The 20,885-nt window shown below is 75.7% G+C and carries 22 protein-coding genes, 1 pseudogene and 1 riboswitch; of the genes and pseudogenes, 8 read left to right on the forward strand and 15 right to left on the reverse strand.

What is annotated here, in order from left to right; all coding sequences use genetic code 11:
- Positions 1-139: 139 nt before the first annotated feature.
- Positions 140-2,131 carry an acetate--CoA ligase gene (gene acs, locus ACI79A_RS04120; protein WP_457080217.1) on the reverse strand — a complete coding sequence of 664 codons (1,992 nt, stop codon included), beginning with the start codon at positions 2,129-2,131 and terminating at the stop codon, positions 140-142.
- A 64-nt stretch (positions 2,132-2,195) separates the two neighbouring features.
- Between acs and ACI79A_RS04125 the strand changes: the two are divergent.
- Positions 2,196-2,915: pseudogene (locus ACI79A_RS04125) on the forward strand ((2Fe-2S)-binding protein); the annotation flags it as partial.
- Between the two features lie 11 nt (positions 2,916-2,926).
- On the opposite strand, the gene ACI79A_RS04130 reads toward ACI79A_RS04125, so the two are convergent.
- The 13 genes from ACI79A_RS04130 to ACI79A_RS04190 all read right to left on the reverse strand — a co-directional run bounded on the left by ACI79A_RS04130 (position 2,927) and on the right by ACI79A_RS04190 (position 15,894).
- Positions 2,927-4,114 (reverse strand): serine hydrolase domain-containing protein, encoded by a 1,188-nt coding sequence (locus tag ACI79A_RS04130; protein ID WP_457080219.1) that lies wholly within the window; start codon positions 4,112-4,114, stop codon positions 2,927-2,929.
- Between the two features lie 106 nt (positions 4,115-4,220).
- The gene (locus tag ACI79A_RS04135) at positions 4,221-4,481 is read right to left on the reverse strand and encodes a helix-turn-helix transcriptional regulator (protein WP_457080221.1); all 261 of its coding nucleotides are present in this window, start codon (positions 4,479-4,481) and stop codon (positions 4,221-4,223) included.
- A complete protein-coding gene (locus ACI79A_RS04140; RefSeq protein ID WP_457080223.1) occupies positions 4,478-5,332 on the reverse strand; it encodes an ABC transporter permease in 855 nt (284 codons plus the stop codon). Before ACI79A_RS04140 ends, ACI79A_RS04135 begins: the two co-directional genes overlap by 4 nt.
- Positions 5,329-6,267, reverse strand: a complete 939-nt coding sequence (locus ACI79A_RS04145; protein WP_457080226.1) for an ABC transporter ATP-binding protein — start codon at positions 6,265-6,267, stop codon at positions 5,329-5,331. The genes ACI79A_RS04140 and ACI79A_RS04145 overlap by 4 nt, the downstream gene beginning before the upstream one ends.
- Positions 6,268-6,376: 109 nt before the next feature.
- The gene (gene cobA, locus ACI79A_RS04150; RefSeq protein ID WP_457080228.1) at positions 6,377-7,618 is read right to left on the reverse strand and encodes a uroporphyrinogen-III C-methyltransferase; all 1,242 of its coding nucleotides are present in this window, start codon (positions 7,616-7,618) and stop codon (positions 6,377-6,379) included.
- The gene (cobC, locus tag ACI79A_RS04155) at positions 7,605-8,927 is read right to left on the reverse strand and encodes an Rv2231c family pyridoxal phosphate-dependent protein CobC (protein ID WP_457080548.1); all 1,323 of its coding nucleotides are present in this window, start codon (positions 8,925-8,927) and stop codon (positions 7,605-7,607) included. Before cobC ends, cobA begins: the two co-directional genes overlap by 14 nt.
- Before the next feature lie 165 nt (positions 8,928-9,092).
- Positions 9,093-9,938, reverse strand: a complete 846-nt coding sequence (locus tag ACI79A_RS04160) for an energy-coupling factor ABC transporter ATP-binding protein (protein WP_457080230.1) — start codon at positions 9,936-9,938, stop codon at positions 9,093-9,095.
- Complete coding sequence (gene cbiQ / locus ACI79A_RS04165; RefSeq protein ID WP_457080232.1) at positions 9,935-10,669, reverse strand: cobalt ECF transporter T component CbiQ; 735 nt, start codon at positions 10,667-10,669, stop codon at positions 9,935-9,937. Before cbiQ ends, ACI79A_RS04160 begins: the two co-directional genes overlap by 4 nt.
- Positions 10,666-10,977 (reverse strand): energy-coupling factor ABC transporter substrate-binding protein, encoded by a 312-nt coding sequence (locus ACI79A_RS04170; protein ID WP_457080234.1) that lies wholly within the window; start codon positions 10,975-10,977, stop codon positions 10,666-10,668. Before ACI79A_RS04170 ends, cbiQ begins: the two co-directional genes overlap by 4 nt.
- Positions 10,974-11,741 (reverse strand): energy-coupling factor ABC transporter permease, encoded by a 768-nt coding sequence (locus ACI79A_RS04175; RefSeq protein WP_457080236.1) that lies wholly within the window; start codon positions 11,739-11,741, stop codon positions 10,974-10,976. The genes ACI79A_RS04170 and ACI79A_RS04175 overlap by 4 nt, the downstream gene beginning before the upstream one ends.
- Complete coding sequence (locus ACI79A_RS04180; RefSeq protein WP_457080238.1) at positions 11,728-13,116, reverse strand: cobyrinate a,c-diamide synthase; 1,389 nt, start codon at positions 13,114-13,116, stop codon at positions 11,728-11,730. Before ACI79A_RS04180 ends, ACI79A_RS04175 begins: the two co-directional genes overlap by 14 nt.
- A 97-nt stretch (positions 13,117-13,213) precedes the next feature.
- Entirely contained in the window at positions 13,214-13,828 is a 615-nt protein-coding gene (gene cobO / locus ACI79A_RS04185) for a cob(I)yrinic acid a,c-diamide adenosyltransferase (protein ID WP_457080240.1), read from the reverse strand.
- On the reverse strand, positions 13,828-15,894 hold the full coding sequence (locus tag ACI79A_RS04190; RefSeq protein WP_457080242.1) for a putative cobaltochelatase: 2,067 nt from the start codon (positions 15,892-15,894) through the stop codon (positions 13,828-13,830). The genes cobO and ACI79A_RS04190 overlap by 1 nt, the downstream gene beginning before the upstream one ends.
- A gap of 62 nt (positions 15,895-15,956) precedes the next feature.
- A riboswitch (cobalamin riboswitch) is annotated at positions 15,957-16,027 on the reverse strand.
- Positions 16,028-16,130: 103 nt separating this feature from the next.
- Here ACI79A_RS04190 and ACI79A_RS04195 point away from each other — a divergent pair.
- The 6 genes from ACI79A_RS04195 (at position 16,131) to ACI79A_RS04220 (ending at position 19,951) form a co-directional block, all read left to right on the forward strand.
- Positions 16,131-16,577, forward strand: a complete 447-nt coding sequence (locus ACI79A_RS04195) for a hypothetical protein (RefSeq protein WP_457080244.1) — start codon at positions 16,131-16,133, stop codon at positions 16,575-16,577.
- Positions 16,574-17,068 carry a hypothetical protein gene (locus ACI79A_RS04200; RefSeq protein WP_457080246.1) on the forward strand — a complete coding sequence of 165 codons (495 nt, stop codon included), beginning with the start codon at positions 16,574-16,576 and terminating at the stop codon, positions 17,066-17,068. The genes ACI79A_RS04195 and ACI79A_RS04200 overlap by 4 nt, the downstream gene beginning before the upstream one ends.
- Complete coding sequence (locus tag ACI79A_RS04205) at positions 17,065-17,358, forward strand: transcriptional regulator (protein WP_457080248.1); 294 nt, start codon at positions 17,065-17,067, stop codon at positions 17,356-17,358. Before ACI79A_RS04200 ends, ACI79A_RS04205 begins: the two co-directional genes overlap by 4 nt.
- A gap of 32 nt (positions 17,359-17,390) precedes the next feature.
- A complete protein-coding gene (locus tag ACI79A_RS04210; RefSeq protein ID WP_457080250.1) occupies positions 17,391-18,467 on the forward strand; it encodes an AbrB family transcriptional regulator in 1,077 nt (358 codons plus the stop codon).
- 64 nt (positions 18,468-18,531) lie between these two features.
- Complete coding sequence (locus ACI79A_RS04215) at positions 18,532-19,596, forward strand: AI-2E family transporter (protein WP_457080252.1); 1,065 nt, start codon at positions 18,532-18,534, stop codon at positions 19,594-19,596.
- Positions 19,597-19,738: 142 nt separating this feature from the next.
- On the forward strand, positions 19,739-19,951 hold the full coding sequence (locus tag ACI79A_RS04220) for a hypothetical protein (RefSeq protein WP_457080254.1): 213 nt from the start codon (positions 19,739-19,741) through the stop codon (positions 19,949-19,951).
- Between the two features lie 3 nt (positions 19,952-19,954).
- On the opposite strand, the gene ACI79A_RS04225 is transcribed toward ACI79A_RS04220, so the two are convergent.
- Entirely contained in the window at positions 19,955-20,452 is a 498-nt protein-coding gene (locus tag ACI79A_RS04225; RefSeq protein ID WP_457080256.1) for a type II toxin-antitoxin system PemK/MazF family toxin, read from the reverse strand.
- A 231-nt stretch (positions 20,453-20,683) separates the two neighbouring features.
- On the opposite strand from ACI79A_RS04225, the gene ACI79A_RS04230 reads away from it, so the two are divergent.
- The gene (locus ACI79A_RS04230; protein ID WP_457080258.1) at positions 20,684-20,881 is read left to right on the forward strand and encodes a hypothetical protein; all 198 of its coding nucleotides are present in this window, start codon (positions 20,684-20,686) and stop codon (positions 20,879-20,881) included.
- Positions 20,882-20,885 lie beyond the last annotated feature (4 nt).

A 20,885-nucleotide genomic window follows, 5' to 3' on the forward strand; every position in this document is an offset into this window, starting at 1 on the left:
AGCCGGACACCGAGGGGGTGCGGGAGCTTGTGCTCTGCTCACCGGGGGTGAGCAGAGCACAAGCTCCCGAGGGGAGACCCCGGCCCCGTCCCGAGGCTCGCCCCGAGCCTGCGAGGGGAGAGGAGGACGGGCTCCTTCGTCAGTCGTCGGAGCCGCTGGAGGGCAGCTTGGCGCTGATGAGGTCCATGACCGAGGAGTCGGTCAGGGTGGTGACGTCGCCCAGCTCCCGGTTCTCGGCGACGTCCCGGAGCAGGCGGCGCATGATCTTGCCCGAGCGGGTCTTCGGGAGCTCCTGCACGACCATGATCTGCCGCGGGCTGGCGATCGGGCCGATCTCCTTGCGCACGTGCAGCCGCAGCTCCTTGACCAGCTCGTCACCCCGGTCGACGGCGTCCCCGCGCAGGATGACGAAGGCGACGATGCCCTGGCCGGTGGTCGGGTCGGTGGCGCCCACGACGGCCGCCTCGGCCACGGTCGGGTGGCTGACCAGAGCCGACTCCACCTCGGTGGTGGAGATCCGGTGGCCGGACACGTTCATCACGTCGTCGACCCGGCCGAGCAGCCAGATGTTGCCGTCGGCGTCCTTCTTGGCGCCGTCGCCGGCGAAGTAGACGTTCTTGCCGAACCGCGACCAGTAGGTGTCCACGTACCGGTCGTCGTCGCCCCAGATGGTGCGCAGCATCGCCGGCCAGGGCTCGGTGAGCACCAGCAGGCCGGTGGAGTCGTCGGCGAGCTCGTTGCCCTCGTCGTCGACGACCTTGGCGGAGATGCCGGGGAACGGGTGCTGGGCGGAGCCGGGCACCAGCTTCGTGACGCCGGGCAGCGGGGTGATCATGTGGCCGCCGGTCTCGGTCTGCCACCAGGTGTCCACGATCGGGCAGCGGCCACCGCCGATGTTCTTGTGGTACCAGAGCCACGCCTCGGGGTTGATCGGCTCGCCGACCGAGCCGAGCAGCCGGAGCGAGGAGAGGTCGAAGCCGGCCGGGACGTCGTCGCCCCACTTCATGAACGTGCGGATCGTGGTCGGGGCGGTGTACAGGATCGTGACGCCGTACTGCTGCACGATCTCCCACCAGCGGCCCCGGTGCGGGGTCTCGGGCGTGCCCTCGTACATCACCGAGGTCGCCCGGTTGGCCAGCGGCCCGTAGACGATGTAGCTGTGGCCGGTGACCCAGCCGACGTCGGCCGCGGTCCAGAAGACGTCGGTGTCCGGCTTGAGGTCGAACGTCGCCCAGTGCGTGTAGCTGACCTGGGTCAGGTAGCCGCCGGAGGTGTGCAGGATCCCCTTGGGCTTCGCGGTCGTGCCCGAGGTGTACATGATGTAGAGCGGGTGCTCGGCGTCGAACGCCTGTGCCTCGTGCTCGGTCGACTGCCCGGCGACCAGGTCGTGCCACCAGACGTCGCGGCCCTCGGTCCACTCGACGTCGGTCTCGGTGCGCTTGACCACGAGCACGCTGCGCACGCCGCCCGACCCGTCCGACGCGACCTTGGTCAGCGCCTCGTCGACGTTCGGCTTGAGCGGGCTGGGCGCGCCCCGCCGGTAGCCGCCGTCGGCGGTGATGACGACCTTGGCGTCGGCGTCGGTGATCCGGCTGGCGAGGGCGTCGGGGGAGAAGCCGCCGAAGACGACCATGTGGACGGCGCCGATGCGGGCGCAGGCCAGCATGGAGATCACCGCTTCGGGGATCATCGGCAGGTAGATCGCGACCCGGTCACCGGCGGTCACGCCCAGCTCGGTGAGCGCGTTCGCGGTGCGGCAGACCTCGTCCTTGAGCTCGGCGTAGGTCAGCGTGCGGGTGTCGCCGGGCTCGCCGACCCAGTGGTAGGCGACCTGGTCGCCGTGCCCGGCGTCCACGTGCCGGTCGACGCAGTTGACCGCGACGTTGAGCTTCCCCCCGACGAACCACTTCGCGAACGGCGGGTTGCTCCAGTCCAGCGCCTGTTCCCACGGCTGCGCCCAGTCCAGCCGGCGGGCGGCGTCCTCCCAGAAGCCGACCCGGTCGGCCGCGGCCCGCTCGTAGGTGTCGGGCCCCGCGTTGGCGGAGGCGGCGAGCGCCTCCGGGGGCGGGAACCCGCCCTCGGGCAGCTGGCTGGACAGGCCCTGGGCGTCGTTCGTCTGGGTCTCGCTCATGCGCCACCTCCGGATCCGGGCGTCGCCCCACCGCTGAGGCGACGCTGTCTCTGCTGCACAACCTATGGCCCCGGTCACCTCTCCGTCAGGTGCCCCCGCACGTCGCCCTGGAACGCGGCCGGGCGAAACTGTCGCGGTGGATGCCGGGACGACGCGGTTCGCCGGGCTGCCCGGTGCAGCGGGGCTCGGACTGCTCCCGCCGCCGTCGGCGGTCGCCGTCCCGGCGACCCGGTTGGCCGACCCCGACTGGACCCGCGAGGTGCTCGCCGCCCGGGCGCCCCGGCAGGGCACCGACGACCGGCGAGTGCTGGCCACCGTGTGGTGGTACTCGGCCTCCAGCGTGCTGCTCGGGCCGTTCCTGGCCGGGTTGGTCACCGGGGCGCCGGTGTCGGTCCGGCTCGTCGACACGACGCTGTACCTGCTGAGCGGGCACGCCCCGGTCGCCGCGACGGCCGGCGACCCGACCGGCGGCGGTGCCCCGTCCGGTGACCTGCGGCCGGCTCTCGCGGCCGTGATCACCGCGGTGGCCTCGGCCGGTGGGCTGCGGGAGCGGCCGCTGTGGGCGATCGCCACCGACTCGATCGCGAACCGGCTGCTCACGCTGGGCCGGGCCACCGGCGACGTCGCGGCGGCCACCGCGCTGGCCGGCCCGCTGGCCGCCAGGATCGGGCCGCCGCTGCCCGCCCCGCGCTACGAGGACGTCACCGGGGTCCGGTTCACCCGCCGGGTGTCCTGCTGCCTGCTGTACCGGGTGCCCCACGAAGCCACCTGCACCGCGTGCCCCCGGACTGAGGGTCAGCCGCAGATCGCGGTGTCGATGGTCTCCTCGAGCCGGATCGCCTGCTCCTCGGTGGTCGGGTCACCCGTGATCACGACGACGGCGCCCCGCCCGTCGGTGGTGACGGCGTTGCGGGTGTGGGTGCCGGGCAGGTCGCCACCGTGGCCCCAGGCGACGCCGCCGCAGCTGAGCGTGTAGGTCTGCAGCCCCAGCCCGTAACCCTCCTCGCCGCGCGCCACCGTGCCGGCGGCCGGCACGGTCTGCTGCATCTCGGTCAGCAGCTCCGGCCGGAGCAGCTCCCCGCTGATGAGCGCGTGGGAGAAGCGCAGCAGGTCGCGCGGAGTGGACACCAGGGCACCGGCGGCCCAGCCCATCGACACGTCCATCACGGTGACGTCGGCCGGCGGCGTACCGGGCTCGGCGGCGGAGTAGGCGTGGGAGTAGCTGTGCGGGTGGCGGTCGCGCAGCCGCTGCTCGCCCTCGCCGGGCCAGTAGGTGTCCCGCAGGTGCAGCGGCTCGATGACGCGGCGGGTGATCTCCTCCCCGACCGGGCGGCCGGTCACCTGCTGCACGAGGAGCCCGGCCAGCACGTAGTTGGTGTTGCTGTAGGTGAAGTCGGTGCCGGGCGGGAACAGCGCCGGCTCCTCCAGTCCGAGCGTGACCAGCTCGTGCGGCTCGTAGAAGCGGTGGAAGTCGCTCGCCGCCCACCCCGGCACGAGCTGGCGGGCGTAGTCGGAGATGCCGCTGGTGTGCTGCAGCAGCTGGCGGACGGTGATCTCCCGCCCGTCGAGGCCCTCCCCGCGGACCAGCCCCGGCAGGTAGGTCTCGATCGGCTCGTCCAGGGCGATCGCCCCCTCGCCGACCAGTTGCAGGACGACGACGGCGGTGAACGTCTTGGTGTTGCTGCCGACCCGCACCTGCCCGTCCACCGGGACCGGTGCCCCCGTCGAGACGTCGCCGACGCCGGCGGTCAGGTCGCGCACCCGGCCGCGGGCGTCGCTCACCGCCGCCAGGGCACCGGGGTACCCGTCCTCGGCGACCAGGGCGTCGAGTTCGTGCTCGAGGGCGGCGTGCGGGGTGTGCCGGGGCGCGCCGGCCAGGGCGGGTGGGGCGAGCAGGCCGACGGCGAGCAGACCGCTGAGCGCGGTGCCGGCGGCGACGACGCCGGCGTGGCGGGCGGTGGACGGGCGGGCGGTTCCGGTCACGGGTACTCCCTGGCGCGGGTGGGCGACGGACGCCCTCGACCCTCGCCGTCCCGGCCGGCGAGCTCGATCCCGCTGGCACGACCTCCCGGGTACCGCTGGCACCACCTCAGGCGCTGGACGCCTCGCCCGGGTCGGCGCGGTGCAGGTCGGTGACCCGGGGGAACGGGGCGAGGGAGAAGACCGCCTCGACCGGGACCCGGAAGAACTCGGCGATCCGCAGCGCCAGGGCCAGGCTGGGGCTGTACTCGCCGCGCTCCAGGTAGCCGACGGTCTGGTAGTGCACCCCGAGTGCGTCGGCCAGCTCCCGCCGCGTCACCCCCTGCTCGGCGCGCAGCAGCGAGATCCGGTTGTGCACACCCTCGGTCACCTGACCCACTGCAGCGCCGCCTCCCGCGCGGCCTGCACCTGCGAGCCCGACTGCCGCCGGGCCATCCGGCGCAGCACCCGCGGTGCGAGCAGACAGCCCACCACGGCCCACGCGGCCAGCACGAGGAGGGCCACCCCGGGCCGCCAGACGTCGCCGAGCTCGGCGACGGCCGCCGCGTCGGGCAGGAACGCCCAGCGCAGCCCGTGGCCGAGCCAGTAGACCGGGAAGACCTGGGCGACGGCCTGCACCCAGCCCCACAGCGCCTGGATCGGCACGAAGATCCCGGAGATCCCCAGCAGTAGGAGGACCGGGAGCATCCCCCAGGTGCCCACCTTCTGGACACTGGGCACCACCGACCCGATGACCATGCCCCAGGGCAGGATCGCGAGCAGGGCGACCACGATCAGCCCGACGGTGACGGCCCAACCGGCCGCGCCCCGGTGCATCAGGTCGTCGAAGAGCAGCAGGCTGGGCACGAGCAGCACCAGCAGGGTCGGCACCAGCGTGAGGGTCTGCAGCGTCAGCTGTCCGGTGACGTAGCCCGGCATGCCGGCCGGCAGCGCCTTGTGCCGCAGCAGAGTGCCGTCCTCCCGCTCCATGGCCAGCGCGTACGCCGGGCCGATGACCACGCTGAAGACGAGCAGCCCGCCGAGGATGCTGGGCAGCGCGAACGACGGGTAGAGCAGGCCCGTGCCGTCCAGCTCGTTGTCCCGGTTGATCCACAGCCAGCCGAGCGTGATGCCGCCCATGAACAGGTAGAAGCCCTGGTCCTGCGGGCTGCGCAATCCCTGGACGAACTCCGTCCAGCCGCGGTGCAGCCCCAGCCCGATCGCGTGCCGGGTGGCGTTCACCGGGTCACCTCCACCAGCTCGGGGGAGCGGGGGGCCGACTCGGACCGGTGCACCATCGCCAGGTAGGTGTCCTCCAGGTCGGCCCGGCGCACCTCCAGGTCGGTGAGCTCGTCGCCGTGCTGGGTGAGCAGTTTCCGGACGAAGGGCACCGGTTCCTCGGTGGCGTGCACGAACACCTCGCCGTCGCAGGTCCAGCGCACCTCGGCCTGCCCGGCCACCTGCCGGGCGAGGGCGTCCGGGCTGCCGTCGGCGACGATCCGTCCCTCGGTGAGGATCAGGATCCGGTCGGCCAGCCGTTCGGCCTCGCTGAGGTCGTGGGTGGTGAGCAGGATGCTGGTGCCCTCGAGGTCGGAGAGCCGGTGCACCAGGTCGTGGAAGTCCCGCCGGGCCTCCGGGTCGAACCCGGCGGTCGGCTCGTCCAGGAACAGCAGCTCCGGCCGGCCGATGATGCCGACGGCGACGTCGAGGCGGCGGCGCTGCCCGCCGGAGAGGGTGGCGATCTTCCGGTCGGCGCCGTCGGTGAGGCCGACCGTGGTGAGCAGCCACTCGACGTCGTAGGGGCGCGGGTGCTCCGGCGTCGCGTAGGGGGCGTAGTAGCCGCCGAGGTAGGACAGCAGCCGGCGGGGCGTCCAGCGGGGGTGGTCGCGCCAGGACTGCAGCACCACCCCGATCCGGGCCCGCCAGGCGTCGTCGCCGGTGGCCGGGTCGGTGCCGAGCACCTCGACGGTGCCGCTCGAGGGCAGCCGGAAGCCCTCCAGGACCTCGATGGTGGTGGTCTTGCCGGCGCCGTTCGGGCCGAGCAGGCAGACCACCTCGCCGGGGTGGACGTCGAAGTCGACGCCGGTGAGGACCGGCCGTGGTCCGTAGCTCATCTGCAGGTCGCGGACCCGGACGACGGGCTCGGGAGGCGGGGGTGTCGAGGGGACGGCGTGCACGTGCACCACTCCTTCGGCCGCTGGGTGCGGTCATAGTAGGAGTGCTACATCGGCAGTACTAGTGCTTTGTGCGCGCACGCGCGGACACGCCGCGTGGCGGGGGCCCGGGTCAGGCCGGCGGCGCGCCGAGGCCGACGACGTCGCCGACCACCCAGACCGCTGGCGGTCGGATGCCGGCCTCCGCGATCGCCTCGCCCAGGCCGGCGAGGGTGGTGCGCACCGTCCGCTGGCTCGGGGTCGCCCCGTCGGCGACCACGGCGACCGGCGTCTGCGGGTCGCGGCCGTGCTCGACCAGCGTCGCGGCGATCTGCGGTGCGGTGTCCACGCCCATCAGCACGACCAGCGTGCCGCGCAGCCGGCCCAGCGCCGTCCAGTCGACCAGCGACGCCGGGTGCCCGGGCGGCACGTGCCCGGAGACGACGACGAACTCGTGGGTCATCCCGCGGTGGGTGACCGGCACCCCGGCCAGCCCCGGGACGGCGATCGCGCTGGTCACCCCGGGGACGACCTCCACCGGCACGCCGGCGGCCGCGCAGGCCTCCAGCTCCTCCCAGCCCCGGCCGAAGACGAACGGGTCACCGCCCTTGAGGCGCACCACCCGCTTGCCGGCCAGCGCCCGGTCGACCAGGAACTGGTTGATCTGCTCCTGGGCCATGGACCGCCCGCGCGGCAGCTTGGAGGCGTCGATCACCTCGACCTCGGCGGGCAGCGAGGCGAGCAGGCCCTGCGGGGCGAGGTGGTCGGCGACGACGACGTCGGCGGTCGCCACCGCGTGCCGGCCGCGAACGGTGACCAGCCCCGGGTCGCCGGGCCCTCCGCCGACCAGCACCACGCTGCCGGCGGCCCCCTCGGTGGGGCGGGCGGCGCGGTCGGAGATCGAGCCGTCGATCAGCCCGGAGAGCACCGCGTCGCGCACCCCGATGGCCCGCTGCGGGTCGCCGCCGCCGTGCACGCCGACCACCAGGTCGCCCTGCCGGCCGACGGCGGGGGTCCAGGCGCTGGAGCCCGACCGGTCGTCGGCGCGGGCGCAGAACACCCGGGCGCGCTCGGCCTCCGCGGCGATCGCGGCGTTGACCTCCGGGTCGTCGGTCGCGGCGACGGCGTACCAGGCGCCGTCCAGGTCACCGCGCACGTACCGGCGGGGGTGCCAGGTCACCGACCCGGGGGCGACCAGCGCCTCCAGCGCCGGGGTGACCTCGGGGCTCACCACGGTGACCCGGGCGCGTGCCTCGAGCAGCCCGGCCACCCGGCGGTGGGCCACCTGCCCGCCGCCGACCACCACGACACGGCGTCCGGCCAGGCGTAGCCCGACCGGGTAGACGGCGGCCGGGGCGGGGTCAGGCGCGGTCATCGGTCTCCTCTGCCAGGGCGGCCGGGCGGGGTGGCAGATCAGCGGCGACGTCGGCGGTGACCCGCTCCAGGATCGCAGCCAGCGCCCGGCCGAACGCACGGGAGGTCCCCGGGTCGCGCACCGCGACCCGCAGGTGGTCGCCGGTCAGCCCCGGGAAGGTGTCCCCGCGGCGCACCGCCCAGCCCTCCTTGCGGAGCAGGTTCCGGACCCGGGCGCCGTCGGGCACGCGCAGCAGCACGAAGGCCGAGGCGGGGTCGCCGACGACCTCAACGCCGGCCGGGAGGGCGGCCAGCAGCTCTCGCCGGTGCACGGTGAGCTGGTCGGCCACCGCCGCGGCCTCGGCCCGGGCGCGGTCGGTCGTGCAGGCGACGAGCGCGGCCAGCGCCGGGGTGGAGACCGGCCAGTGCGGCTGCTGCGCGGCGAGCGCGGCGACCAGGCCGGCCGGGCCGAGGGCGTAGCCGACCCGCAGCCCGGCGAGCCCCCAGGTCTTGGTCAGGCTGCGCACCACGAGGACGCCGGGCAGATCGGTGCGGTGCGCCAGGGACGCCGGCTCGCCGGGCACCGAGTCGGCGAACGCCTCGTCGACCACCAGCACCCGGCCGGGCCGGGCCAGCGCGGCCACCGCCGCGGCGGGGTGCAGCACCGAGGTCGGGTTGGTCGGGTTGCCGAGCACCACCAGGTCGGCGTCCTCCGGCACGGCCGCGGGGTCCAGCCGGTACTCCGGGGCGGGCAACAGCAGCCGGTCGACCGGGTGGCCGGCGGCCCGCAGCGCCGCCTCGGGCTCGGTGAACGAGGGGTGCACGACGACGGCCCGCCGCGGGGTGAGCGCCCGGGCCAGCAGCGTGAAGGTCTCGGCCGCGCCGGCGGTGAGCAGCACCTCCGCCGGGTCGCGTCCGTGCGCGGCGGCGACGGCGGCGCGCGCCGGGCCGGGGTCGGGGTAGCCGGCGCTGTCGTCCAGCGCCTCGTGCAGCACCGCCCGCAGCCAGGCCGGCGGGGCGTCGGCCCGCACGTTCACCGCGAGGTCGACCAGCCCGGGGGCGACCTCGGCGTCACCGTGGTGCCGCAGATCGACGTCCCCGCCGCCGTCCTCGCCGCCGTCCCCGCCGAAATGGCCATGTTGGCGAGGAGGGGCAGGGGCGGCGACCGCCACCGTGACCCGGCCGACCACGGTCTTGCCGACGACGAGCCGGCCGCCACCGAGCAGCGCCGCGGCCTCGGCGACCGAGCCGGTGCCCACCGCGGCCGCGACCCGCGCCGAGGGCGCCGGCACGGGTATCGCGGCCAGCGCCGGTGCGGGGTGCCCGGTCAGCGGCCAGCCCCGGCGGGCGGCGGCCTCGCGGAGCCCGGGCTCCCCCGGCCCGCGCGTCCAGCGTGGCGAGGCCGACCGGGCCGGCGTCCGCGGGGAGCACGGCGTCGACCGCGGTCAACACCTCCTCGGCCGTCACCCCGGAGACGGCGCCGACCCCGACGGTGATCACGTCCGGACCCCGGGGGAGTCGGGCAGCGCGGCGAGCAGGGCGTCGGCGTCGCGCGGGAGGGCGCCCTCGGGCAGCAGCCCGAGCTCGCGCAGCCGGGCGCCCACGGTCAGTGCCCAGGGGCGGTCCAGTCGGGCGCGGTCAAGCAGGGCGTCGTCGCCCAGCACGGTCTCCGGCGTCCCCTGCACCACCCGGCCGTCGACGACGACGGCGACCTCGTCGGCCCAGCGCAGCGCCAGGTCGACGTCGTGGGTGCTCAGCGCCACCGTCGAGTCGGCCTCCTGCAGCCGGGCCAGCGCGGCCAGCGCCTCACCGACCGCGGTCGGGTCCAGCCCGGCGGTCGGCTCGTCGAGCAGCAGCACGCAGGGGCGCATCGCCACCGCCCCGGCCATCGCCACCCGCTTGCGCTCGCCGTAGGACAGCTGGTGGGTGGGGCGGTCGGCCAGGTGGGTGACCGCCAGCAGCTCCAGCGCCTCGGCGACCCGGGCGCGCACCTCGTCCTCGGCCAGGCCCAGGTTGACCGGGCCGAAGGAGACGTCCTGCGCGACGGAGGCGCTGAACAGCTGGTCGTCGGGGTCCTGCAGCACCAGCTGCACCGCCTGCCGGTGTGCGCGCAGCCCCTTCCGGGTGTGGTGCAGCTCGGCGCCGTCCAGCGTGACCCGGCCCCGGGCGGGCTCCAGCGCGCCGGACAGGCAGCGCAACAGCGTCGTCTTCCCCGAGCCGTTGGCGCCCAGCACCGCCAGCCGCCGGCCCGCCGGCACGGTCAGCGAGGCGCCGTCGAGCACCGGCCGGCGGCGGTCGTAGCCGACGGTGAGCCCGACCGCGGCCAGGGTCAGGTGACTCATGCGAGCCCCCCGACGGTGACCAGCGCGGCCAGCCCGGCGACGGTGAGCGCCTCGAACGGGCGCGACCCCGGCAGCGTCTCGGGCAGCACCCGCAGGCCGGTCTCCATGCCCCGGCCGGCCAGCCCGTCCTGCAGCCGCCGGGCCCGGTCCCAGGAGCGGGTCAGCACCGCGGCGGCGAGCACCCCGCTGGAGCGGTAGGAGCGGCGCACCGAGGAGTGGCCCATCCGCGCGGTCTGCGCCTCCCGGATGGTGGTCAGGCTGGTCAGCAGCACGAACAGCAGGCGGTAGGTGACCGAGGCGACCTCCACCACGGCCGCCGGCACCCGCAGCCGCTGCAGCGCGGGCAGCAGGTCCGACATCGGCGTCGTCGTCGCCAGCAGCAGCACGGCGGCGCTGCCGGCCAGCGCGTGCCCGGCCAGCCCGCCGGCCCGCTCGGCGGCGTCCGGAGCCCAGCCGAGCCCGCCGTCGCCGACCTGCACCACCGCGGTCAGCGCGCCGATGGTGATGAACGCCAGCGGCAGCCGGATGGCCCGGCCGAACGTCCGCGCCGGCACCCGGGCCGGCCCGAGCGCCAGGACGACGGCGGCCAGCCCGACCAGCACGCTGCCCGGCCAGGCCGGCAGCACCAGCGCGCTGAGCACGAGCCCACCGGACAGCAGCAGCTTGTCGGCCGGGGAGCGCCGCCGCCAGGTGCTGGCCCAGGCCGCGTCGTCGATCGCGAGCCCGGTCACGGCCCTGCGGTGGGGCTCTCCGCTGCCCGGTGCGCCGTCCGCCGGCCGCGCAGCCGGCCGAGCACGTACCCGAGCACGCCGCCGCCCAGCGCGGCCTGCAGCGCGAACAGGCCCGACTCGATCTCCGACGAGCTGGGGGAGAAGACCGACTCGAACCACGGCTCGTAGCCCGGGTCGGACTCCTGCACCAGCTCGGTGGCCTGGCTGTCGGTGCCGGCGTACTCGCTGTCGCGGTCCAGCAGCAGCGGGGTGGCGAACAGCGCGACGACGGCCAGCACGAGCAGCGCGGTGACCAGGTGCCGCCTCATCGCTGCCCCTCCCGCTCCGGCGACTCCCCGCTTTCCGCGCCGAAAGCGAGGCCCGACGGCTCGCTTTCCGCGCGGAAAGCGGGGTCGGGGTCGGGCTCGGGTTCGGGGCGGAGGACGCCGAGGCGCTCGAGCTCGGGCCGGGCGTTGACGGTGAGCACCCGGAACAGCAGGACGCCGAGCAGCCCCTCGCCGACCGCCAGCGGCACCTGGGTCAGCGCGAAGACGCCCAGGTACTTCAGCGCCGCGCCGGCCAGCCCGCTCTCCGCGTCCGGGAAGGCCAGCGCCAGCTGCAGCGACGTCGTCACGTAGGTGGCCAGGTCGGCCAGCGCCATCGCGGCGAACACCCCGGGCAGCAGCCCGCCGCCGCAGCGGCGCACCAGCCGGTAGGCCCCGTAGCCGACCCACGGGCCGACCACCGCCATCGAGAACGCGTTGGCGCCCAGCGTGGTGAGCCCGCCGTGGGCGAGCAGCAGCGCCTGGAACAGCAGCACCACCGTGCCGAGCAGCGCCATCACCGGCGGCCGGAACAGGACCGCGCCCAGCCCGGTGCCCGTGGGGTGGCTCGAGCTGCCGTTGAACGAGGGCAGCTTGATCGCGCTCAGCACGAAGGTGAACGCACCGGCCGCGCCCAGCAGCAGCGTGGACTCCGGGTGCTCGCGGACCTCCTTCACCACCGCGCGGGCGCCGTGCACCACGAACGGGGCCGCGACGATCGTCCAGCCGACGGCGTGCGGCGCGGGCAGGAACCCCTCAGCGATGTGCATGGCCGACCTCCTGGGGAAGCCGCGCGGCGGCGGCGACGAAGCGGGTGGCCATCCCGGGTGATCCGGCCCAGTTCAGGTGCAGGTAGCTGGCGTGCACGTTGCCGCTGACGAAGCCCTCCGGGCCGTCGGCGCTCCACTGCCAGGCGGGGGTCGGCCCCGCGCCCGGACCGGCGGTGGTCCGGTGGAACTCGTGCCCGCGCACCCGGGTGCCGGCCGGGGCCAGCACGCTGTCGGTCAGCGCGACCGCCGCCCGGTAGCCCAGGGTCAGCCGCGGGTGCATCGCCGTCGTCGTGGGCAGCACGCCGCACATCGGCTCGCCGTCCAGTTCCTGCGAGAGGTACAGCAGCCCGGCGCACTCGGCGGCGATGGGGCCGCCGCGCGCGGCGAGGTCGGCGATCGCCGTCCGCAGGCCGACGTTCGCGCTCAGCGCGGATGCGTGCACCTCGGGGAAGCCGCCGCCGACCACCAGCGCCCGGGTGCCGGCGGGGAGCGCGTCGTCCCGCAACGGGTCGACCGTCACCACCTCGGCGCCGGCGGCGGTGAGCAGCTCGGCGGTCTCGGCGTAGCCGAAGGTGAAGGCCGGGCCGCCGGCGACGGCGACCACCGGCCGGCCCTCGATCCGGGTGACCTCCGCCGCCGGGTCCCAGGGATCGCCGGGCAGGTCCGGTGCGGTGCGGGCCAGCCGCAGGACGGCGTCCAGGTCGACCGACGACTCGACCACCGCGCCCAGCGCGCGCACGGTGCGCACCGCCTCGGCCGACCGCTCGGCGGCGGGAACCAGGCCGAGGTGGCGGGAGGGGGTGGCCAGGTCCTCGATCCGGCGGACCGCACCCAGCACCGGCACCCCGGCCGCGCCCAGCGCCTCGCGCAGGATCGCCTCGTGCCGGTCGGTGCCCACCCGGTTGAGCACCACGCCGCCGATGCGCACCGTCGGGTCGAAGGTGGCGAACCCGTGCACCAGCGCCGCGACGCTGCGGGCCTGCGAGGCGGCGTCGACGACGAGCACCACCGGCGCCCGCAGGTGGGTGGCCAGCTGCGCCGTCGACCCGTAGCCGGGCTCCACGCTGGCGTGCGCGGCGCCGTCGAACAGGCCCATGACGCCCTCGACCACCGCGACGTCGGCGCCGCGGGAGCCGTGCAGGAACAGCGGGGTGATCCGCTCGTCGCCGACCAGCCAGGGATCGAGGTTGCGGCCCGGGCGGCCGGCGGCCAGCCCGTGGTAGCCCGGGTCGATGTAGTCCGGCCCCACCTTGTGCGGGCTCACGGTGAGCCCGCGGGCGGTCAGCGCGGCGATCAGGCCGGTGGTCAGCGAGGTCTTGCCGGCGTTCGACGACGGCGCGGCGACCACGATCCGCGGGATGCGGTGGGTGCTCATGCGGCCGCCCCCGCGTTGATCATCGGCAGGTGGTCGCTCGACGCGCCGATCGGAGCGACCGTTCGCCGATGATCAACTCGGCAGGGGGTCGGGCGGGTCACCACTCGATCCCCCGTTGGCCCTTCTGGCCGGCGTCCATCGGGTGCTTGACCTTGGTCATCTCCACGACCAGGTCGGCGGCCTCGATCAGCGCCGGCGGGGCGTCGCGCCCGGTGATGACGACGTGCTGGCTGCCCGGCCGGTTGGTCAGGGTGTCCACGACGTCCGCGACGTCCACCCACCCCCACTTCAGCGGGTAGGTGAACTCGTCGAGCACGTAGAACCGGTGCGCCTCGGCGGCCAGGTCGCGCTTGATCTGCGCCCAGCCCTCGGCGGCGTCGGCGGCGTGGTCGGTCTCCGCGCCCTGCTTGCGCGACCACGACCAGCCCGAGCCCATCTTGTGCCAGACGACCGGGCCGCCCTCGCCGGTGGTCTCGTGCAGCCGGCCCAGGGCGGTCAGCGCGTTCTCCTCGCCGACCTTCCACTTGGCGCTCTTGACGAACTGGTAGACCGCGATCGACCAGCCCTGGTTCCAGGCCCGCATCGCCATCCCGAAGGCGGCGGTGGACTTGCCCTTCATCTCGCCGGTGTGCACCGCCAGCAGCGGCCGGTTGCGTCGCTGCCGGGTGCTCAGTCCGTCCTGCGGTACGACCGCGACCTGTCCCTGCGGCATCAGGCTGCCCGCCTCTCCCGCACGGTGCCCGCGAGGTCGTCGGCGCCGAGCTCGTCGAGCTGCAGGGTCTCCGCGCCGAGCGCCGTCCCGAGGGACGCCGCCAGCCCGAGCCGCACCGGCCCCGACTCGCAGTCGACGACGACGCTCGCGACGTCCGCCGCCGCGAGCAGCCCGGCGGCCCGGCGGGCGTCGCCGAGGTGGTCACCGCCGCGGGCGCCGGTGGCCCGGCCATCGGTGACGACGACGAGCAGGGGGCGGCGCTGCGGGTCGCGCACCCGCTCCAGCCGCAGCGTGTCGTGCGCCTTGAGCAGCCCGGCCGCGAGCGGGGTGCGCCCGCCGGTGGGCAGGCCGGTCAGCCGGGCGGCGGCGGCCTCCACCGACCAGGTGGGTGGCAGGGCCAGCTCGGCCTCGCCGCCGCGGAAGGTGATCAGCCCGACCTTGTCCCGGCGCTGGTAGGCGTCCATCAGCAGCGAGAGCACGGCGCCCTTCACCGCGGCCATCCGCGAGCGGGCGCCCATCGAGCCGCTGGCGTCGACGACGAAGAGGACCAGGTTGCCCTCGCGGCCCTCGAGCGTGGCCTGGCGCAGGTCGGCGCGCTCGACCCGCAGGCCGGTGCCGCTGCGCCCGCGCGCCACCTGGTGCGGGGCGGCGGCGAGCACGGTGTCGACCAGGTGCAGCCTGGTGACGCTGCCCTCGGGTCGCTTCGAGCCCACGACCCGGCCGCGCTCGCTGCGGGCCCGGGACCGCCGGCCGGCCGCACCCGCGCCGATGCCGGGCACCTCCAGCCGGCGGGTGCGGAACGGGTCCGACGGCGCCACGGCGGCCTGCTCCGGCGCGGGGGCGGCGCCGGTGCGCCCGCCGCCCTCACCCCGCGGCGCCGTCGTCGGCGGCTGCTCGTCCGTGGCCCCGCCGCCCGCCGAAGCCGGCGCCGACTCACCCTCGGAACCGCCAGAGTGGCCGTTTCGGCGGTCGGGGGGAGCGTCGCCTGGGGGAGGGCTGTCACCGCCGTCCGGGCCGTCGGTGGGGTCGGTCGGGTCGTCGTCCGGCGGGGAGTCCTCGGGGCGGGAGTCCGCCAGCGCCCGGTCGAGGGTCTCGTCGTCCAGGCCGGGCGCGTCGAAGGGGTTGCGCCGGCGGCGGTGGGGGAGGGCGAGCCGGGCGGCGACCCGGACGTCGTCCTCGGTGACCTCCTCGCGGCCGCACCACGCCGCGTGCGCGATCGCCGCGCGGGCGGTGACCAGGTCGGCGCGCAGGCCGTCGACGTCGAAGGCGGCGCAGACGCTGGTGACCTGGCGCAGCGCGGCGTCGGAGAGGACGACGCGGGGCAGCCGGGCGCGGGCCTCGGCGATCTGCCGGGCCAGCGCGGACTCCTCGTCGGCCCAGGCGGCGGCGAAGGCGGTCGGGTCGGCGTCGTAGCCGAACCGCCGGCGGACCACCTCGGCGCGCAGGTCGGCGTCCCGCGGGGCGGCCACCTCGACGGTGAGCCCGAACCGGTCGAGCAGCTGCGGGCGGAGCTCGCCCTCCTCCGGGTTCATGGTGCCGACCAGCAGGAAGCGGGCGGCGTGCCGCACCGAGACGCCCTCGCGCTCGACGTAGGCCCGCCCCAGCGCGGCGGCGTCCAGCAGCAGGTCGACCAGGTGGTCGTGCAGCAGGTTGACCTCGTCGACGTACAGGACGCCGCGGTGCGCGCCGGCCAGCAGCCCGGGCTCGAAGGACTTCACGCCCTCGGTGAGCGCCCGCTCCAGGTCCAGCGAGCCGACCAGCCGGTCCTCCGAGGCGCCGACCGGCAGCTCGACCAGCCTGGCCGGCCGGGTGAGGGCGCGGTCGTCGGCGGAGTGCGGGCCGTCGGGGCACTCGGGGTCGGGGGCGGTGGGGTCGCAGGCGAAGCGGCAGCCGGCCACGACGTCGACCGGGGGCAGGACGGCGGCCAGGGCGCGCACCGTCGTCGACTTCGCCGTGCCCTTCTCGCCGCGCACCAGCACACCGCCGACGGCGGGGGAGACGGCGTTGAGCAGCAGCGCCAGCCGCATGTCGTCCATGCCGACGACGGCGCCGAAGGGATAGGTCATGAGCAGACCACGGGTCCTCTCCCCGGGTGTCCACGCCCGGAGGTGGCAGGAAGCGACGGCGGGAGTTCCTGACTCCCCGGTCGGGACCGGGTCACAGTGGCGGGACCGCGCCGGAGTCGCACCGGGCTTCCTCCACTGCCGTCGCAGTTGGCGCGCCATTCGACCACGCGCACCCCGGGTGGGGACAGGGGCGTGTCTCTTGACGAACTGGAAAGTGATACGCCACTCTTTCCGGTATGGAAAGCAACGGGATCGACCGCGAGGCAGCGGTCGCCCAGCTCGCTGCGCTGCAGGCCGACCGCGCCGCGCTGGCCGACCGCGTCGTGCCTCCGTGGTGGTACGACGCGTCGCTCGGGCTGCTGCTGTTCGGCTTCCTGTCCTCCTACGCGTTCGACTCGCCCTGGGTCACGTTCCCGGCGCTGGTCGTCTTCCTCGGCGGACTCGGCGCGATGGTGTCCGCGTACAAGCGGATCACCGGCGTCTGGGTGAACATCGACGGCCGGTCCATGGTGCTGTGGTGCGCGATCTACCTGCCCGTGCTGCTCGGGGCCCTGGTGCTCGCCGAGGGGTACGGCCAGCGCTGGGCGATGGTCGTGGCCGGCGCCGTCCTCGGCGTCGCGGTCACCCTCTTCGGCCGGCGCTGGAGCCGGGCCTACGCCGCCGAGCTGCGGGGCCGGCGGTGACCGGCGGTCCGCTCGACGGGGACGGGTCGGTGGCCACCCGTGACCAGGCGGCCGCGCAGCTCGCCGCGCTGCAGTCCGACCGGGCCGCGGTGGCCGACCGCCTGATGCAGCCGTGGTGGTACGACGTCGCCCTGGGCTTGCTCCTCTTCGGCTTCTTCGGCAGCTACTCGTCCCGGAGCACCTGGGTGATCGCCGGGGCGCTGGTGGTCTTCCTCGCCGGGTGCGCGGGGCTGATGGCGGCGTACCGGCGGATCACCGGGGTCTGGTGGGACGCCCGGAAGGTGGGGCCGGTCCAGGAGCGCGTCCAACGGGCCACGCGCTGGTGGGCGATCGGCTTCCTGGGGCTGTACTGCGTCGGTGCCGCGGCCGAGTTCCTGCTCGACCTGCGTGGTGCCATGGTCGTGGTGGCCGCGTTCCTGGGGGCGTCGGCGGGGCTGCTCAGCCGGTGGGTGACCCGGATCTACGTCGCCGGGCTGCGAGCGGGTCGGTGACCGTTGTCGAGCCGCGGTTCGACGCGGTCGTCCACGCCCCGCCCCGGCTGCAGGTCTGCGGGCTGCTGGCCGCCGTCGACACGATGGAGTTCGCCGCCGTCCGCGACGCCGTGGGGGTCAGCGACTCGGTGCTCTCCAAGCACGTCAAGCAGCTGGAGGAGGCCGGGTACGTGCAGGTGCGGAAGGCGACGATCGCCTCCCGGCAGCGCACCAGCCTGGCGCTGACCAAGGCGGGGCGGGCCGCGTTCGACGCGCACGTCGCCGAGCTCCGCCGCATCGCGGGGCTCTAGGCCGCGTCGGCCGCTGCGGCAGAGTGCACGGCGTGGAGCGGGGACGACGGCGGCTGCTGGCCGACTGGGTGGTGGTCCTGCTCGCCGCGGTGCTGCTGGCGCTGGTCATGGACCGGCTCTCCGTCCCGTCCCCGGCGTTGTTCGGCGGGCTGGCCGCGGGCCTGGGTCGGGCGCTGATCGGCCGCACGCAGCTGGTGCTGCCGCGACCGGCGCTGACCGGGGCGCAGGCGCTGATCGGGGTCTCGGCCGGGGCGCTGGTGCAGCCGGAGACCCTCCGGGTCGTCGCCGACCACTGGCTGCCGGTGCTCTCGATCACCGTGGCGACCCTGCTGGTCAGCCTGGCGGCCGGGCAGCTGATGCGCCTCCAGCGCGGCATCAGCGCGGTGACCGGCGCCTTCGCGATGGTCGCCGGCGGGGCCTCCGGGATCACCGCGATGGCCCGCGACCTCGGTGCCGATGCCCAGCTGGTCGGGGTGCTGCAGTACCTGCGGGTGCTGGTGATCGTGGTGGCCATGCCGGTGGTGGCGACCACGGTCTACGGCGCCGATGCCGCGGGCGGCACGGCCACCGGCGGGACGACGGTCGACGACGGCCCGGGCTGGGCCGCGGGGCTGCTGTTCACCGCGTTCTGCGCAGCGGCCGGGCTGGTGCTCGGCCGCGTGGCCCGCATCCCGGTCGGCGCGCTGCTCGGGCCGCTGCTCGTCGCCGCCGCGCTGGACCTGACCGGCGTCGCCCAGGGCGCCGGGGTGCCCGGGCCGGTGGAGTCGACCGCCTTCCTGGCGATCGGGCTGCAGGTGGGCCTCGGGCTCACCCGGTCGAGCCTGCGGGTGGTCGGCCGGGCGCTGCCGCTGGCGATCGCGCTGATCGTCGGCGTCATCGTCGCCTGCGCCGGGCTGGGCCTGCTGCTGTCGGCGACGGCCGGGGTCAGCCGGCTCGAGGGCTACCTGGCGACCACCCCGGGCGGGCTCTACGCGGTGCTGGCCACCGCCAGCGGCAGCGGGGCGGATGCGACGTTCGTGCTCGCCGTCCAGGTGCTGCGCCTGTTCGTGATGCTCTTCACCGCCCCGTTGCTGGCCCGCTGGCTCCGGCGGGGGCAGTCGCCGGCCTGACGGCCCGGTCGCGCGTTCCGCGGTGACCATGTGTCAGGCCGCGCTGACGTGGCATCTCCTGGGCATGGCAGCCGACGAACCGCGAACCGACGCCGCTGCCCAGGCAGCTCCCGACTGGCTGGTGCGCTCCGCCGCCGTCGGCGGCCGGGTGCTCGTGCTGGTGGTCCTCGGGTGGCTGCTGGCCGGGCTGGCCGGGCAGCTCACCCTGGTGCTCGTCGCCGTGCTCACGGGGCTGCTGATCGCGGGAGTCGCGGCGCCGGCGGTGCGCTGGGCGAGCGGCCGGGGCGTGCCGCGGTGGGTGTCCGCCGGTCTGGCCGTGCTGCTGCTCCTGGCGGTGCTGGCCGGCGTCGGGCTCGGCCTGGCCGCCCGGATCGTCGCCCAGCTGCCCCAGCTGCGCGACGCCCTGGACCGGCTCTCCACCGAGCTGTCGGACCGGTTCGGCGTCTCGGTGCCCTCACTCGGTGAGCTCCTGGGCGGTGGCGGGCAGGGCGACGCCGGCGTGGGCGCGCTGGTCGGGCCGGCCCAGACCCTCCTGGAGGCCCTCCTGGGCGCCTTCCTCACCCTGGCGCTGGCGTTCCTGTTCCTCACCAGCGGCCCGGGCATGTGGCAGTGGCTGCTCGGCAAGTTCGGCGGCCGGCTCCGGGAGGACGTCGACGCCGGTGGCCGGGCGGCGTGGGGGACGGTGGGCGCCTACGTGCGCGGGCTGACGGTCGTGGCCCTGTTCGACGCGGTCGGCATCGGGCTCGGGCTGCTGCTGCTCGGCGTCCCGCTGGCGCTCACCCTGGCCGTGCTGCAGTTCGTCGGGTCCTACGTGCCCACCATCGGGGCCTTCGTCGCCGGCGCGCTGGCCGTCGTGGTGGCCTACGGCGCGTCGGGGCTGGGCACCGCCGCGCTCGTGCTCGTGCTGGTCGTGGTCGTCCAGCAGCTGGGCAACGACGTGGTCGAGCCGTACGTGATGAAGAGCCGGCTGCCGATCAACGCCGCGGTGGTCCTCATCGCCGTGACGGCCGGCGGGCTGCTGTGGGGGATCGCGGGCGCGCTGCTCTTCGTGCCGCTGGTCGCGGCGGCCTCGGCGGCCGGCCACGAGGTCTGGGCGCGGCACGGATCACGGCCGATCGCCGGCGGTTGACCCCGGCGCTGCGGGACGGGTCGCCGGTCCGTGCCTACCCTGGTCGGGGCCGCCCACCGGCGGGCGCAGGCACCGAGCGAGGGAGACCGCTCTGTCCGAGGACGACACGACCGCGACCGGCACCCCCGAGGACGGGGGTGCCGTGCTGCTGTTCGTCGGCGGTCCGCTCGACGGCCGGGTGGAGGTGCGCGAGGCGCGCCACGGCGACCCCCTGCCCACCGTCACCCACGTCCACCTGCACGGCGGGCCGAAGGTGGTGCACCGGTACGACCTGCAGAGCCTGCCCGGGGGCGCCGGCGTCTACCACCTGCGGCCACGCGTCCCCGTGCACGAGAGCGAGCCCTCGGCCGACTGACGGTCAGCGGCCGAGCCGGCGGCGGACCTCGGCGGCGACCTGGTCGAAGCGGGCCCGGTCCAGGGTGGCCCCCTCCCGCCGGACGTCGCCGGCGGCCAGGCGCAGCACGCGGTCGACGCGCACCTCGCTGGGTCGGCCCCGCCGGTCCCAGGGGCCGCTGCCGATGTCGACCCAGTGCCGGCCGTGCCGGGCCTCGTCCGTGGCGTCCCGGTCGTGGTCCCTGCTGGTGAGCATCAGGCCCAGCAGCGCCTCGCCGTCCCGGCCGACCACCAGCACCGGTCGATCCTTGCCGCGGCCGTCGGCCTCCTCGAACGGGACCCACGCCCAGACGATCTCCCCGGGATCGGGGCGACCGTCGTCCCGTGGCCGGTAGTCCAGCTCGACCGGCCCGTCGTGGTCGGTGGCCGCGCGGCGGGTGACCGGCCGTGCCGCCCGAGGGGGACCCGCCGTCCGCACCGCCGCCGTCAGCCGGCCCAGCACTCCGCGCCATCCCGTCGCCATGCCCGGACCGTAGGCGACCGGCCACGCGGCGTGCCGATCAGGGACACGCCGGTCGCGAAGCGAAACCGCCGCGTCGGTCGTTCCGCCCGAACTCCACAGCTGTGATTCTCCCGACGAACGGTGCCTGTCCGGCAGCAGACGGGTCACATCGTGGTTGGGACGACCAACGGTGGGCCACTACAGGACGACGCCGGTGACCACGGCCGCGAGTGGGGGAGAGAGGGGCATGCGATGAGCACAGCCCAGCCGGTGCAGCCGGTGAGCGTCGCCGGCCCGTCCACGGTCCGGGCCAGCGCCCTGGCCGCGTGGCAGCTGGTCGAGGACGCGCGCTACCGGCCCGAGCGCCGGGCCCGTGCCGACCGGATCCGGCTGCTCGCCCAGCGGGCGGTCGCCGCCCGCAGAGCCGAGCGGGAGGAGCTCGCCGGCTGACCCC

It is taken from the genome of Modestobacter sp. SYSU DS0657 (assembly GCF_054050925.1).

What these genes read in the sequence shown, in the direction of transcription:
- acs (WP_457080217.1), bottom strand. Translation starts at nt 2,131, where the DNA reads ATGAGCGAGACCCAGACGAACGACGCCCAGGGCCTGTCCAGCCAGCTG.
- cobA (WP_457080228.1), bottom strand. Translation starts at nt 7,618, where the DNA reads ATGACCGCGCCTGACCCCGCCCCGGCCGCCGTCTACCCGGTCGGGCTA.
- ACI79A_RS04160 (WP_457080230.1), bottom strand. Translation starts at nt 9,938, where the DNA reads ATGAGTCACCTGACCCTGGCCGCGGTCGGGCTCACCGTCGGCTACGAC.
- ACI79A_RS04170 (WP_457080234.1), bottom strand. Translation starts at nt 10,977, where the DNA reads ATGAGGCGGCACCTGGTCACCGCGCTGCTCGTGCTGGCCGTCGTCGCG.
- ACI79A_RS04175 (WP_457080236.1), bottom strand. Translation starts at nt 11,741, where the DNA reads ATGCACATCGCTGAGGGGTTCCTGCCCGCGCCGCACGCCGTCGGCTGG.
- ACI79A_RS04180 (WP_457080238.1), bottom strand. Translation starts at nt 13,116, where the DNA reads ATGAGCACCCACCGCATCCCGCGGATCGTGGTCGCCGCGCCGTCGTCG.
- cobO (WP_457080240.1), bottom strand. Translation starts at nt 13,828, where the DNA reads ATGCCGCAGGGACAGGTCGCGGTCGTACCGCAGGACGGACTGAGCACC.
- ACI79A_RS04190 (WP_457080242.1), bottom strand. Translation starts at nt 15,894, where the DNA reads ATGACCTATCCCTTCGGCGCCGTCGTCGGCATGGACGACATGCGGCTG.
- ACI79A_RS04195 (WP_457080244.1), top strand. Translation starts at nt 16,131, where the DNA reads ATGGAAAGCAACGGGATCGACCGCGAGGCAGCGGTCGCCCAGCTCGCT.
- ACI79A_RS04215 (WP_457080252.1), top strand. Translation starts at nt 18,532, where the DNA reads ATGGCAGCCGACGAACCGCGAACCGACGCCGCTGCCCAGGCAGCTCCC.
- ACI79A_RS04225 (WP_457080256.1), bottom strand. Translation starts at nt 20,452, where the DNA reads ATGGCGACGGGATGGCGCGGAGTGCTGGGCCGGCTGACGGCGGCGGTG.
- ACI79A_RS04230 (WP_457080258.1), top strand. Translation starts at nt 20,684, where the DNA reads ATGAGCACAGCCCAGCCGGTGCAGCCGGTGAGCGTCGCCGGCCCGTCC.